Below are 15,865 nucleotides of genomic sequence, written 5' to 3'. Positions count from 1 at the left end.
GAAGCTAAAAAACAAGGTTGTGAACTCGTAGAAATCAAACCTACAGGGGAACTGCTTATCTATCTTAAATCCGATATTCCACTACCAAATTCAGTTAACCACCCAGACAAACTTTTAGATTTGTCAAAGAATGAATATTACGAAATCGCACTCTCTAAGATGTAAAATACCATGCCTAAACCACGTCCTCCTCATCTCGTTAACAAATTACTCAACATGGCAAAATTGTATGGTATGTACGTATTGGTCATGGCAAACGCATTAGAATACGCGGTACCTATGGAACGCAAGAGTTTGTTGATAACTACAAAAGCGCACTTGCCGAGTTACAAGGACTTATACTTCCTAAATCCAAAACCGGTAAACTTGTTGAAGGTTCATTTGCATGGCTGCTTAAACAATACTTTAACAGCTCTAATTGGCATAGTTACACTAAAGCTACAAAGAAACAAAAAGAATACATTCTTATGAAGATATGCGACTCCATAGGAAATATTCCATACCAAGCAATTGAAAAGAAACATATCATAGCCGGTGTTGAACGGCGCAAAGAAACACCAGCAATGGCTAGAAACTTTCTGAAAGCCCTTAATGGACTTTTTAATTGGGCAATTGATCAAGGTCTTTTGGAAAATAATCCAACTTTAGGCGTCAAAAAACCTCCTCTTAAAAATAAAAGCGGCTTTCCTGTTTGGACAGAAGAAGATGTTGAGAAATATTATCACAAATGGCATCATGGTACCCATGAACGTGTCTGGATTGATGTTCTTTTATATACGGGCTTGCGTCGTGGTGATGCGGTACGAATTGGCTGGAAAGATGTCAAAGACAATATTATTCATCTCAAGACAGAGAAAAGTAAATTCCAAACAGATGTCTTTCTACCTATTTTACCGGAATTAGCCAAAACGCTTGAAACTGGTCCTATTGGAGTAGAAACATTCATCTGTAGTAAAACTAATCAAAAACTCTCCAAAGAAAGCTTTGGCGATACATTTAGAGACGCTTGTAATGCTGCTGGAATTAAAAAAATCGGCGCATGGATTAAGAAAATTAGCAGCAACACGCGCAGCTAACTCTGGTGCAACAGTATCACAACTCAAAGCAATTTTTGGCTGGACAAATGATGCTATGGCATCTCTTTACACAAAGAGCGCAGACCGTAAAAGGTTAGCTATAGAGGCGATAAAAAAGCTTCAAAAAGATGAGGGATAGAGGCAAAAAAACTCAATAGAATCAAGATTCACCTATTCCCCCATATTAGACATAACTATTTTATTTTACTTGCTTTTTATATACCCATCACGGGCATCGTCGCAAAATAGGCTTGGAAGCATTAAGGAATTTTTCTTTAAAATGAGTCCGTGAATATACAATACAATAGCGCTCTGTTTTTCGTGAGGAGTGTAGCCCTATTAATGCAACTCTCTCAGAGATAAATATTGATCCCAACAGCACACTTAAAAACTTATCGAAGATAAGCAACGGCTTAATTTTCTCTCCATATCTTTAAAGAATGAAGATCCTTAACCAGTACTCATCTGTCAACAATGGTCTTTCCAAAAACTTTTTTTCTGGAGCCAATCCCTTTTAGCATCACCTCATGAGATTCTATGAGCAAACCTTGCCTAAAAACATCCAACCCATACTCTAACAAAACTCTTCATGTATAAAATTGATATGATCTTCAAATTTTGAGAATATTACCACAATAAACGATAATGTTTTGCGACACGCAAGATAAAACGCAATATACTATGGGTTGGAATAATGTTCTAATTTTTTATCAAACGCTTTACGGATAAAACGCCAACGAACTTTTTCCTGAAATGCTGGACGAAAATATAAAACAATCTGTTGTGTCCGTTGTGGACCTGTTAATTCTGCAAAATCAATCGAATCTTCAAGACAAATATCTGCGTCAGGCGATATAAAATACCATACTTGTTCGCTCTTCACGTTCTCATTCTTTACGGCTAAACACACACGTTCGCCATCATAGTTAACTTCAACTTGTGGATGAAGATGAAACCGAACAGCAACATGATTTTTTTCATTTTGCACACTCTTGTGTCTCTTTCCCCCTTTATTGGGCATAAAAAAGCGATCAAAACCCTCAATCATATCTCCATTTGTCGCCAAAATAAGACCACGCTCATGAATAAGATTAAAGGGTCGCATATAACCATTATGACTCGCAATAAAACCCGTCTTCTCTGAATCCTCTATACGGCACACTTGAACATCTGTTGGTCCATCAAACAAAAATGGCGCACCATTTTTCTTTTTATGATAAAAAGCACCCACTGAACAATCATTAAGCGTAGCTGTTGAATGTGCTGCAGTAACACGCCCTAAATGTCGATAATCTTCCCTCCCATCAGGATTAACACCGGTATTGATAATAAAACGGTGCCCTTGTGAAGACATTTCAAAAGACAAACACCCCGAACAAGCCTGCTGTGCTACAGAGCGGGGTGGAAACTTTCCTGTATCTGCAAGCACTGTTGTTTGATTGGCTTTTAAGCGCTGAAATCCTGAATAACGGGCATAACTAAAAGGATGGCCTCCTGTTTCATCAAGCTCCAAAAGTGATGATAACCGTTCCGATACAAGGGGACCAACCCCATTAAAATGGGCCAACGTTTGATCCTCATGGATAAAGAATCGTAAAGCTGGCAACATACGCTCAACAGAATCAATCAAAATACGGGGTGCTGTTTCATTGCTACGCATAAAAAGATGCCGTAACGACAATAAATCCGATAATAAATTCAGCAAAATAACAGGACTACGGGAAATATGCCCACCATCAACTAGGATTTGACGGGAAAGCTCCTCTATAAGTGTGGTTTGTACCTTTTTTTTCACTGCCGCTGAAACAGGCAAAGCAAGAGATGCGAATGTCAAAGCCACTGCTGCTTGTAAACGTTGATCATTGTGCTCCATACTACAAATTGTTACGCGCAAATAACGAAATTGCAAACCAAGTGCACGTAAAAAGCGTTTTTCAAACCGTTCACTTGCCCCTTCTAACAACATTTTCGAATGACAAATCCATGAAATCAAGCGCCGCGCCACAACAGGATCACTCCAAGCAAGCCCTTTTACCTTCTTACCAGCATGGTCAAACCAGTCTTCTAAAAGAGAGCGTGCATGTGCAGAAGCTAAATCACTTCCTGCTGCCTCCATATGGCGCAACCAATGAAAATCATGTAGAGCCGCTTCCCATTCTAGCGTTGGTGGAACCAATGAAAACGGAGAAACAGCACCAGAATGAACAATGTGACCAGCAAAAGCAAAACGACCATGATAAAATTCATGCGCCATCATCGGATCAGCTACATGCAAATCCATGGGATGCGCTAAAATTTTATGAGGACGAAACCCTGAAAACCGCCAACGAAACAATGGTCCAACCCATAAACGCCGCATAACATTCTGTATCGTATCGATACAGGCTGCCACTTTTACCTGAGGAGCTTTTACCGCAACCGCCAAAATTTTATCTCCATTTATGCTGAATCAAATACAATTTCGACCATTTTTGTAAATGAAGCGTTAATTAAGCAATTTTTCGTAAGCGCGCAGCAAAAAAACCATCCATTCCTAAAAATACGGTTTTCTCAGCATCAAAATTTTTATGACAAAAATCCGCAGGCGTTGTCCGTAACATCCCCCCACAAAGCAAATGTTCCAGTGCTCCCATTTCCTCTGGATAAATAGGGTCTAAAACAATGTCATTGCGTGTCGATAAAATTTTTTCAATAAGATCTTCACCTTCTTCTCTTGCCAATGAACAATTGGAAAAAACAATCCGTCCCCCCTCCTTTACCAAAGAAATTGCTGCGACAAGCAAATCATATTGCAACGCCACTAACTTGACGATATCTTCCCTCGATTTCGTCCATAAAATATCCGGATGACGACGGATTGTTCCTGTAGAAGAACAAGGAGCATCAAGAAGAACTGCATCAAAAAGCTGTGTGGGATAGAAATTTCTCACATCGCCCTGCCAAATGTGAACTGAAAAATGAAGCCGTTCCATATTTTCTTTTAAACGCTTTACGCGGTTAGCAGAAAGCTCAATTGCTGTCACCTCTGCCCCTTGCAAAGCCAATTGTGCTGTTTTTCCCCCAGGGCTCGCACAAAGATCAGCAACGCGTTTACCCTCAATACTCCCAAGTAAACAAGCAGGCAAAGCTGCTGCAAAATCTTGGACCCACCAAGACCCTTCACGATAGCCTGGTAAATCAGAAACAGAACACTCCAGACGCTTCAATCGAACAGAACCATTGGGCAATACCACACCGCCAAGCCTTTCAGCCCATCCACCACTATCAGATTTCACTGTCAAATCGAAAGGAGGTTCCACACTTTGAATTGCGATAATCTGATGTGCCTTTTCTGTTCCATAAGCTGATATTAAAAGCTGTCCAAACCACGCTGGCACACCTTCAATGGTAGGAACTTGTTGACGTAAAGGCTCTGCCTCACGTGCAACATTGCGCAAAAGAGCATTCACCACCCCTGAAAAACGGCGCATTCGAGGATCAAGTTTCGCCACACGCACAGCTAAATCAATAGCCGCATGATCGGGAATATCAAGATAAAGAATTTGTGCAACACTGATATGCAAAAGATGCTGAAGTGAAAGTGCTTGTGAAGGCAAAGGACGCGCCAAAAAGCGTGAGAGAGCCGCCATAATCTGCCCTCGATGACGCAATGAAGCTGTTAAAATAGCCCGACATAACAAACGATCTCGTTGTGAAAGCTTCAAATATTGTGGATGTCCGTGTTCATTATCCGTCAAACCAGACAGAGGCGTGTACTTATCAACTACCGCCCCCAAAAGACGCACACACACCTGTCGAACAGCTAATCCTGGAACATTTTTTTCAGACACATGCCCCGCTTTTTTGTGTTTCAAACCACCACCTTTATATCACAGTTTTCTCAAGAGCTCCCTCAATAATTCTATGAACGAGATCTTTTTGAATTTTCATAACGAAGCCAAGAAGGACGTTTTGTAACACGCTGAAAAGAACTATTTTCTTTCTCACCTAATGCATGAGTCTGACCACTATGAAAATCTCCATAGTTCATCCCGCTGCTTTTTTCATGTATAGCGTCTTCTTTATTCCATCCCACACTTTTGGCAAGAGCCCCTTTCATCTCTTCTGCTTGCTGATAAAGAGCAGCAATACGATTTGCAGTTGCTGGATGTGTCGAAAAAAGACTATCCGCTCCCTCACCGCTCAAAGGATTAATAATAAACAGATGCGCGGTTGCTGGATTATGCTCTGCTTCTTCATTATATACCCCACGTCCCCCATCAGCAATCTTACGCAATGCCGAAGCCAACCATAAAGGATTACCACATATTTCAGCCCCTCTCCGATCCGCAGCATATTCCCGTGTACGGCTAATCGCCATTTGCACCAGCATCGCTGCAAAAGGCGCCACGAGCAATGCAATAAATCCTCCAATTGCCCCAGCGCCATGAGAACCTTCTGAAGAGTTACGCTGTCCTCCCATAAAGAAAGCAAAATTACCAAGCATTGAAATTGCCCCTGCAATCGTTGCGGTCAGAGTCATTGTTAACGTATCACGATGCTCAATATGTGCGAGCTCATGCGCCATAACGCCGGCAATTTCCTCAGCGCTTAACCGCTCTAACAACCCAGTACTTGCAGCAACAGCTGCATTTTGCGGATTACGTCCCGTTGCAAAAGCATTTGGCTGTGCATTCTCAATAACATAAACCTTTGGTTGAGGAAGAGAAGCCTTTTGTGCTAAATCGCTTACAATCTTATAATAAACTGGTGCTGAATGCTGATCAACTTCACGCGCCCCGTACATGCGTAAAACGATTTTATCTGAATTCCAATAAGAAAAAAAGTTTAAACCACTTGCCATCAAAAGAGCAATGACCATGCCACCGCCCCCTCCAACAAGATAACCAACTCCCATAAAGAGAGCAGTTAAAAAAGCCAAAAGCATAGCTGTACGCATTATATTCATTACTCAAAAAACTCCATGATAAAAGTCAATCAATACTATATGATGGTGTTTTCTTTCTGCTTCTTCAATGGAATAGGTGTAAAATGAATAAAAAAGATGAGAAAACAAGCAAAAAAAATGCAACTGTCGTTAAACAGCAATCTCTTTCTCCCGCAGCACAACGCGCCCTTAAAGAAGCTGAAGAAAGACGAAAACGCGCAGCAAAAAAAGAACAACCTTTAGAAAACGGCGGACGCGGCGGCAAAGACCCTTCCCGCTATGGAGACTGGGAAATTAAAGGCCGCGCCATTGATTTTTAAAACCATTGATTTAAAAAAAACGGCGCAATTTAAACAAGCAGCTTTTTAATGAAAATCCGTTTTTGATAGACAAAAACGGATAATATTTATTTTTCTAAAGCTTTTAAAAACACATTGATTAAACAATCATGCTTCTTATGCTGAAGCAGATTCTGCTTCAGCCGCTGCCGCTGCTTCTTCTGCTGCTTGCTTTGCTGCTGCTATACGTTCTTGTGCTTTTTTACCCGGTTCACCTTTATGTGGATTATTACGAGTTGGACGCTTTTTCAAGCCAGCTGCATCTAAAAACCGTAAAACGCGATCTGTTGGTTGAGCCCCTTGCCCAAGCCAATATTGGATACGTTCTTCATTAAGTTTCACCCTCGGTCCATCTTTAGGCAACATTGGATCCCATGCACCAACACGTTCAAGAAACCGCCCATCGCGCGGACTACGAACATCTGCAACGACGATATGATAGTAAGGACGTTTTTTTGAACCTCCACGGGACAAACGAATTTTCAATGCCATATTTTATCTCCTATTGTCAGCTCTGGCTTTCGTTTAAATTGACTTTTTTTGTTTTTTGCTCTTCAGCAATAACTTCATGATGACTCACAACTTCTTTAATAATAAATTTTAAAAATCTTTCAGCAAAATCAGGATCAAGATCACTATCCATAGCCAATTGCCGCAAACGCGCTACCTGATATTGCTCACGCAGAGGATCTACTTTAGGCAAATCATAACGGGCTTTTAAGCGCCCAACAGCTTTCGTACAACGAAACCGCTCTGCTAAGATATGAATCAAAGTTGCATCAAAATTATCAATGGATGCTCGTAAATGTGCCAATTCGTTTAATACTGTTTCCTGCATTATATTCCTTTCCCTCTTTACATCTTATTTTTTCTTAGGATGCTGAGGAAAATTTCCCCCATCGACAATGCCATTGGAAAGACCAGGAAAAGTAGGTCCACGCTTGGGAAGTCCGGGCAAGAGCTTCCCTCCATTACCATTTTCAATTTGCTTTTGAAGCGTTGAGAATTGCTTTGGATCCAATCCCGACAAATCCGGCATAGCTGGAGAATCCCCTCCCAAGTTTCCCATACCACCAAAACCCATTTTGGAACCAAGGCCTCCCAACATCTTTCCCATAAAACCACTTTTTCCTTTACCACCCATGGCTTTCATCATATCAGCCATTTGGCGATACATCTTCAAAAGTTTATTAATATCAGCCGCTGTCGTACCAGACCCCTTAGCAATTCGTTGTTTGCGGCTATGTTTTAAAAGCTCTGGATTCGCCCGCTCTTTGGGTGTCATAGATGAAATAATGGCCAATTGACGATCAAACAAACGATCATCAAACCCCGCAGCCGCAATCTGATCTTTGACCTTCCCCATTCCTGGCAACATGCCCATAATACCGCCCATTCCACCCAGTTTTTTCATTTTCTGCAACTGTTCTGCAAGATCATTCAGATCAAATTTTCCGGCTTGCATTTTTTTTGCAAAAGCAGCAGCTTTCTCATGATCCATTGTTTCAGCAGCTTTTTCAACCAAAGAAACAATATCCCCCATTCCGAGAATACGATCAGCAATACGACTGGGATGAAATTCTTCTAAAGCATCTATTTTTTCACCAGTTCCAATTGCTTTAATTGGTTTACCTGTAACAGCACGCATAGAAAGAGCAGCGCCACCACGCCCATCACTATCCATCCGTGTTAAAATAATCCCCGTAATCCCTACACGCTCATCAAAAGAACGAGCAAGATGAACGGCATCTTGCCCCGTCAAACTATCAGCCACCAACATAATCTCATGAGGAAGGGAACATGCTTTAATTTCAGCCAATTCGAGCATCAAAGCTTCATCAATATGATTACGTCCTGCTGTGTCAAGAAGAAGCACGTCATAACCACCTAATTTAGCAGCCTGCACGGCACGTGATGCAATATCAACGGGCAGCTGACCCGCAATAATAGGCAAGCTTGCAAGTTTTGCCTGCTCTCCCAATTGGCGCAATTGCTCCTGTGCAGCGGGACGGCGTGTATCTAATGACGCCATGAGAACTTTTTTATTGTGCTTATCAGTAAAACGTTTTGCAAGCTTTGCTGTTGTAGTTGTTTTTCCGGAACCTTGCAAACCAGTCATCATGATAACAACTGGAGCTGGTGCATTTAAATCACTCAGAACGCTTTCATTTCCAAGAATATGAACCAATTCATCATGAACAATTTTAACCACCATTTGGCCTGGTTTAATTGATTTAACGATTTCGGCCCCAACAGCTTTTTCCCGAACTCTATCGGTAAAAGAGCGCACAACATCAAGAGCAACATCAGCTTCCAATAAAGCGCGACGAATTTCACGCAGCGCCTCTACAACATCCTGATCCGATAAAGCGCCACGTCCCGTCAAATGAGACAGGATAGAACCAAGTCGCTCTTGCAAGGATTCAAACATCATTTACCTCATTGTTGCATAACAAACAAACCAAAATAGCATCCGAGAACGCATCGCGCCGTCGGATGTTGACCTCTGAGATCTCTTTATACCCTTAAACTGGGGTCTCAGTCGGTGGCTCCAAGTTAATTTTGTCACTGAAAGCTTGCTCCTTCAAACAATAAAACCCCAGCTTTGTCAAGTTTTATCATAAAATATCTTTTTATACGAAGAAATAAAAACAACAAATACTATACTTCAAAACTTTCAACTTCAACACGCATAAAACAACCTGTTTCCTGTTCCATGCTCCATAATTTTCCACTAGAGATATCAAACCAAACACCATGCAATGTCAAAAAACCTTGATCTTTGCGAAGCTTAATCCACGGAAACGTCTCTAAATTTCTCAACGAATGGCGAATAGAAAGCTGCTCTAATGCCGTCTGTTTTTCTGGCCAAGACAGCGACTTATTATTCAAAACGATTTCTGCTGCTGGTGCTAAGAGACTTATCCATTGACCGATAAAATCATTTGATAATAAAGATTTATATGTCTCATTAAGAGCAGTACGAATGCCTCCACAATGGGCATGACCAAAAACGACAATATGTCTCACCTCAAGCAATTGCACAGCATATTCAAGAGCTGCTGATGTTGCGTGATATTGGTCATCAGGAGAAAAAGGAGGAACCACATTCGCCACGTTGCGCAGGGTGAAAATTTCCCCTGGCTTAGCATCAAAAATCATTTCTGGTACTGCACGCGAATCACAACAAGCAATGACCAAAACTTCAGGTTTCTGCCCCTCAATCGCCAATTGCTGATAATCTGCTATTTTATATAAAAAATGATTGTTTATAAAGTTTTGGTAACCACTTAAAAGTCTTTCTGGTAAACGCGCCATTCTCTCTTTACTTTTGCTTCTTTTTTTACTTTTATTTTGTATATTTTAAAAAACAAACTATTAACATACAAAAATACTAAAAGTGCCCTTTCCTTGAAGCAAAATATTTCTTTAAAGTGCAAAATATTACTAAAAAATAGCAAAAACAAACTCATTCTTTCCAAATAAAGAGCTATTTTCTTTAGAAAGAAGGTGTTACAGTATATAAAAAATATAATGGTCTGCTTTTAAAAAGAGAAGAAAAGACTCCTTAAGAGCAAAAAGGGAGAGTGAATGTGTTGCAACAAAAAAAAACAGAGACAAAAAACACCCAAGATAAAATAGAACAAATCCTTTTTGCCCAAACCGATAAAGAAGATATTGCTTATTACGAAAATGAAGAACTTCAAAAAGCCACAGCCATCGCGGTAAAAGCTTTTAATCTCCATCAGACGGGAAAAAATACCATCTGCTTTGAGCAAAATTTAACCCGTAGTAACAGACCTATAACCGTTATCACGCTTGTCAATGATAACAAACCCTTTCTTCTCGATTCTATTTTAAATGTTTTTAATCAACACAAAAACCATATCTATTTGATTGCACACCCCATTATTGATTGTGCTTCTGGAAAACGCATCAGTCTGATGCAAATTCACATCGAGTCATTAAACAAACAGCAAATACAAAAACTTGAAAATGAACTCACCTTAGTTCTTGAACAGGTTAATGCTGCTGTACAAGACTGGAAACCTATGCTTGAAGAAGTTGAAAAGCAGATTCATGCCTACCAAATAAGTCTTCCCACACACTACAAACAAGAAGGCGAAAAAGCTATTGAATTTCTTCACTGGCTAATGGACGATAATTTCATTTTCCTTGGTATGCGCACTTACAACTTCATCAAAGACCAAAAACCCCTAAAATCCTTTACAGCCAGTAATATTGAACTTGGTATACTCACGGATGCTTCTATTCATATTGTTGACGATAAAAGCATGAAAGAACCTCCTCAAGAAGTTTTATCCTTCATGGAAAGCGATAATCTGTTTATCGTGACAAAAGCGAACAGCCGCTCCAAAATTCACCGTTCTGTTTGGCTCGATTATATTGGTCTTAAAATCTTTGATAAAGAAAACCAACTCTGTGGAGAATTACGCATTGTAGGGCTTTTTACCTCCTCAGCTTATACACGTTCTATTTTGCAAATTCCTTTCTTAAAAGAAAAAGCCCGAACTATTATTCAACGACTTGGACACAATCACGCCGATTATTCAGGTAAAGCACTCATCAGTGCTTTAGAAACCTATCCAAGAGATGAAATGTTTCGCTCTGATGTTGATACATTGACAGAAAACACTAAGCTTATTCTACAATTAGATGAGCGCCCACGTTTACGGGTTCTTGCCCACACTGATTCTTTTGGACGCTTTGTTTCTATCCTTGTCTACGTACCGCGTGACCAATATAGCAGCAGCTTGCGTGAAAAAGTTGGCGAACATTTTGTTGAGCTTTATAAAGGTGACTTTTTTGAATCTTATCCGCTATTTTTGGAAAGCACCCTTATACGTGTCTATTATATCATCCATCGCAAAGGAAACGAAACTGTTCCCCTTCATGAGCGCTCCACACTTGAACAACATGTACGTTCGATTGCACGAAGTTGGGAAGACAGGGTTCAAGCCATCGCTCTTACCCAGAAAATAACAGAGCAACAAACACGTCTAGCCAGTGAATTCCCCAACAGCTATCGTGATTTATTTTCAGCTGAAGACGCTATTAACGATGCCGGACATATTCTAAGTCTTCATGATGAAAAGCCCCTTTTCGTGATCTTTTATCACGCACAAAACAAAGAAAAACAGTACATTTCTCTTCGGCTTTTTCACCGCCATGAAGCTCTTGCCCTTTCCAAACGTGTACCACTCCTTGAAAATATGGGGTTTCGCGTTATTGCTGAACAAACCCTTGAATTACCAGATGGCAATGGGCGCTCTGTGTATCTTCATGATATGCAGCTGGAAAGTACTTTCCAGCGCTGTATCGATTTTGAAAAAGACGGGCAAAAACACGCCGAAACCTTTGAAGCCATTTGGGCACAAAATGCTGATAATGACGGCTTTAATGCTCTCACACAAACAGCTGAGCTTGATTGGCATGAAATTGTTATTTTGCGCCATTATGGGCGCTATCTCCAACAAGCTGGAATTCCTTATTCGCAAGATCGCGTTGCCCAAACTTTAAATGCTTATCCTGACATTACCCAAGATCTTTATGCTTTATTTCATTTAAAATTTCATCAAAGCCATACAGAAAAAGAACGGGAAAAAAACCAACAAGTTATTCAAAAGCGCATTGAAGAAAAATTACGGAAAGTCTCTGGTTTAGATGATGACCTGATCTTACGCCGTTATTGTAACCTTATCGAGGCGAGTTTACGAACGAATGCCTTTACGCCTCTTCCTGATGGAAATCCACGGCGTATTTTAGCCACCAAATTAAATCCACGCCAGATTGAAGGTTTGCCTGAACCGCGCCCTTACCGAGAAATTTTTGTTTATGGACCAGAAGTTGAAGGGGTCCATTTGCGTTTTGGACCTATCGCTCGTGGCGGCATTCGTTGGTCTGACCGTGCATTAGATTATCGCACCGAAGTGCTTAGCTTAGTCAAAGCCCAACAAGTTAAAAATGCAGTTATCGTTCCTGCAGGTGCAAAAGGTGGCTTCTATCCCCATCGGCTTCCCCAAACAAATGACCGTGCTGTCATCATAGAAGCAGCACGACAAGCTTATACAGACTTTATCACAGCTTTGCTCTCCATCACAGACAATCTGATTAACGGCAAAATAAGTTCTCCCCATAATGTCATCTGTCATGATGACCCTGACCCCTATTTTGTTGTCGCGGCAGACAAAGGAACAGCAACTTTTTCTGATACAGCCAACGCCATCAGCCAAGCAAATCACTTTTGGCTCGATGATGCTTTTGCCTCTGGAGGCTCAGCAGGTTACGACCACAAAGACATTGGTATTACAGCTAAAGGTGCATGGGAAGCCGTCAAAAGACATTTTAGAGAATCATTTAATCACGATATTCAAACAACGCCCTTCACCTGTGTCGGTGTTGGCGATATGTCTGGTGATGTCTTTGGCAATGGAATGCTGCTTTCCAAACAAACAAAATTGATTGCCGCTTTTGATCACCGCGATATTTTTATTGATCCAGATCCGAACATAGACGAAAGCTATGCAGAGCGTACGCGTCTCTTCAAACTGCCTCGCTCAAGCTGGCAGGATTACGACCAAAGCAAATTATCAAAGGGCGGTGGTATCTTCTCACGAAAAGAAAAAACCATTACTCTCTCACCTGAAGCATCACAAGCCATTGGTTTCGAAAAACAAACAGGAACACCCTTTGAAATTATCTCTGCTCTTCTCAAAGCCCCTGTTGATCTTTTATGGTTCGGTGGCATTGGTACTTATATCCGTGCTGCAACAGAAAACGATGCCCAAGTAGGTGATCGTGCAAATGATGCAATACGCATTACCGGAGAACAAGTGCGTGCAAAAATTATTGGCGAAGGGGCTAATCTTGGTGTTACACAACGTGGACGAATTGAATATGTCTCAAATGGTGGTCGATGCAATACGGATGCCATTGACAATTCTGCTGGTGTTAATTGTTCTGATATTGAGGTCAATCTCAAAATTGTTCTTGCATCAGCACTACGTGCCAAAACGTTAACCCGCGAAGATCGCAATAAGCTCTTGAAAAAAATGACGCCTCAAGTCGAGCAACTCGTCTTGCGCAACAATTATCTACAACCTCTTGCGCTTTCTTTGGCGGAAAACCAGAGCACTGCTGATTTGCCCTATCAAATACGCTTTATGCACGACTTGGAACAAAAAAAGCTTCTAGATCGCAGAGTTGAAATACTCCCTGATGAGCAAATTTTACGACAAAGAACAACCCAAGGCAAAGGTCTTCTCCGTCCAGAACTCGCCGTTATTTTTGCCTATGCTAAATTGACCTTAAAAGAAGAAATTGCTAATAGCCCCATTGTTGATGATCACTATTTCAATACAACCTTGCTGAACTATTTTCCAACCCAAATTCAAGAAAATTTTAAGAAGGAAGTTATTAACCATCAATTGCGTCGTAATATTATCGCAACGCTTATTGCCAACGATATTGTAAATCGTGGAGGCCCCACTTTTGTTAATAGACTACACGATGCAACAGAACAAAAGACTGAAAATATTATTCGCGTTTTCATTGCTATCCGCGATGGTTTCGAAATTCCTCAATTATCTGAGCAAATTGATAAGCTTGATAATAAAATACCCGGTCTTGTCCAAAATAAATTCTACGCAGCAATGACCCCAATGCTCTTTGAAACAACCAATTGGGGTTTGCACAACATAGATCTCTCACGTCCATTAGAAGAAATTGTAAAAACAATAAAGCAAGCCCGTAGCGTTATTGAAAAAGAGCTTATGCATTCTCACGGCAACGATATTAAGCAAAAGATTGAAGAAAAAGCATTACACTACAGCGAAGAGGGAGCACCAAAAGCATTAGCGAAACAATTAGCCCTCTTGGAAGCTGCTTCAACAATATGTGATATTTCTTTAATTGCAAAAAAAAGCAACAGTGATCTTATTAAAACCGCAGAGATCTACTTTTCACTTGCGCAAATCATTCGTATAAACCGCATTAACGAAGCAAGTCGTATAATTCCTGTAGTAGATTATTATGATAGTATGGCTTTAAGCCAAGCTAAAGAAAATGTTTCTGAAAGCTTTCGGCAAATCGTTATGAAAATCCTCAAAAATTATGGAAAGAAAAAAGATCCTTTTGACACTTGGAAAAAAACAGAAGAAGATCATATTCACAACATTACAAACCGCATTAGCGCCCTTATTGAAAATGATCTCAATATTTCTCGTTTTACTTTTGCAGCAGGATTGATTTCTCAACTTCAAAATATTGGCTTTCAAACCTAAAGCAAATACAAAACGACCCACTCAATCTCCCGTTCTATCCCACCACCACGACAAACCAACTAAGACAGAGCAGAAGTTTGCATTTTAGACATAACACCAACAATAAAAATCTCGCTATTTATCACAATAGAATTGTTTGCAACAATTTCAAAAAAACAGTAGGATTGATTTCTCACCCTAAAAACATAAACTTTCAGACTTAAAAGCAGTACAAAACAGCTAAGCTTTTGCTCCGTTCTATCCCCCCATGACTAATCAGCAAGGGAAGAACGAAAGCCCTATCCTGCATTTTTAGACAGAGCACTCAAAATAAAAAATAAATTCAGATTTTACTGTCAAATATCCTTCATCATAAAAATATAATATATTGATTTACAATCATAATTTTATCATTTTTATGATAACTGATAACCCGATATTCTAAATTTGTCTCATTTAAAATCTGTTTATATTCAATCAATTAACCCCATTTCCCCTTGCATATTGCAAATGGGAAAGCCGAATAGATAAAAACAGTAAAGAAAAGACTAAAAATGCCCCTCATAAACCGCCTCAAATGCCAAAATCCGCAGTAACATTTGGAGTTAGCAAATATAATATGATGGTGTTGCCCCAGCTTATTACTCCATAACCGAAAAGATGGTAGCCCTTAATGGCTCTATCGTTATACCATTCATAGGCGACATCGTAAAATAAGAAGCACTGAGAAATATTTTTTTTAACAAATGCGTAAATATGCAATACAAATATATTCTGTTTTACGTGGAAGACATATAGCTTCATTAAAAAACATCAGAAATAAAAGGATAAGCTTAATCTATCATTTAAAATGATATAACTGTAACTGCTTTTGAAATGCGTAAAATCGAATAAAAAATGACAGTAAAGATGGATGTTGATTTTCCCTTTACAACTTCATATTCTCCTCCAACTAGGCTATTTACTTGTTTTAAGAGATTACTCCCAAACAGATATATGCAATATGCTCATTCCATATATAAAGAAAAAGGTTCCTAACAAGCACCACACCACCTGTATAAAAAGACAATTCAGCATACTTTAAAATGCCACTTTTTCCATACAAACACTGTTACTATATGTAGTTTGATATAAGATTTTGTACTAAGTGAAAAGAGGTTGGACGAATTAGGAGTAGGTGGTAATTTTTTATTTTTATAGCTATTTTTTTTACCATTAAATACGCATTTTGTTAAAATAGAT

The 15,865-nt window shown here is 39.9% G+C and carries 9 protein-coding genes and 1 pseudogene; 3 read left to right on the top strand and 7 right to left on the bottom strand.

The annotated features are described in order from the left end of the window. Positions 1-171 precede the first annotated feature (171 nt). Positions 172-1,215, top strand: a pseudogene (locus ACFIK0_RS01120) (tyrosine-type recombinase/integrase). Positions 1,216-1,755: 540 nt separating this feature from the next. On the opposite strand, the gene ACFIK0_RS01115 reads toward ACFIK0_RS01120, so the two are convergent. From ACFIK0_RS01115 to htpX, 3 genes are all read right to left on the bottom strand, one after another. Continuing rightward, entirely contained in the window at positions 1,756-3,501 is a 1,746-nt protein-coding gene (locus ACFIK0_RS01115; protein ID WP_375630700.1) for a heparinase II/III family protein, read from the bottom strand. A gap of 64 nt (positions 3,502-3,565) precedes the next feature. Then, complete coding sequence (locus ACFIK0_RS01110; RefSeq protein WP_273790072.1) at positions 3,566-4,930, bottom strand: RsmB/NOP family class I SAM-dependent RNA methyltransferase; 1,365 nt, start codon at positions 4,928-4,930, stop codon at positions 3,566-3,568. A gap of 47 nt (positions 4,931-4,977) precedes the next feature. Further along, on the bottom strand, positions 4,978-6,024 hold the full coding sequence (gene htpX, locus ACFIK0_RS01105) for a zinc metalloprotease HtpX (RefSeq protein ID WP_375643049.1): 1,047 nt from the start codon (positions 6,022-6,024) through the stop codon (positions 4,978-4,980). Positions 6,025-6,107: 83 nt separating this feature from the next. Between htpX and ACFIK0_RS01100 the strand changes: the two genes are divergently transcribed. Then, entirely contained in the window at positions 6,108-6,323 is a 216-nt protein-coding gene (locus tag ACFIK0_RS01100; RefSeq protein WP_273790074.1) for a DUF1674 domain-containing protein, read from the top strand. Between the two features lie 135 nt (positions 6,324-6,458). Here the strand turns inward: ACFIK0_RS01100 and rpsP are convergent, their stop codons facing one another. From rpsP to ACFIK0_RS01080, 4 genes are all read right to left on the bottom strand, one after another. Next, positions 6,459-6,833 carry a 30S ribosomal protein S16 gene (rpsP, locus tag ACFIK0_RS01095; protein ID WP_273787601.1) on the bottom strand — a complete coding sequence of 125 codons (375 nt, stop codon included), beginning with the start codon at positions 6,831-6,833 and terminating at the stop codon, positions 6,459-6,461. Between the two features lie 16 nt (positions 6,834-6,849). Next, positions 6,850-7,179, bottom strand: coding sequence for a chorismate mutase (locus tag ACFIK0_RS01090; protein ID WP_273790075.1), 330 nt, complete (start codon positions 7,177-7,179; stop codon positions 6,850-6,852). Between the two features lie 24 nt (positions 7,180-7,203). Then, on the bottom strand, positions 7,204-8,772 hold the full coding sequence (gene ffh / locus ACFIK0_RS01085) for a signal recognition particle protein (RefSeq protein ID WP_375659824.1): 1,569 nt from the start codon (positions 8,770-8,772) through the stop codon (positions 7,204-7,206). A 230-nt stretch (positions 8,773-9,002) separates the two neighbouring features. After that, entirely contained in the window at positions 9,003-9,659 is a 657-nt protein-coding gene (locus tag ACFIK0_RS01080) for a carbonic anhydrase (protein WP_273790076.1), read from the bottom strand. A gap of 275 nt (positions 9,660-9,934) precedes the next feature. Between ACFIK0_RS01080 and ACFIK0_RS01075 the strand changes: the two genes are divergently transcribed. Continuing rightward, complete coding sequence (locus tag ACFIK0_RS01075; protein ID WP_375663354.1) at positions 9,935-14,644, top strand: NAD-glutamate dehydrogenase; 4,710 nt, start codon at positions 9,935-9,937, stop codon at positions 14,642-14,644. The last annotated feature ends 1,221 nt before the right edge of the window (positions 14,645-15,865 follow it).

The sequence above is a fragment of the Bartonella sp. CL63NXGY genome (assembly GCF_042194905.1).
In the GTDB taxonomy this organism is placed as follows: Bacteria; Pseudomonadota; Alphaproteobacteria; order Rhizobiales; family Rhizobiaceae; genus Bartonella.
Note: the sequence above shows the minus strand (reverse complement) of the source record. Positions and strands in the feature narration are given on the sequence as shown.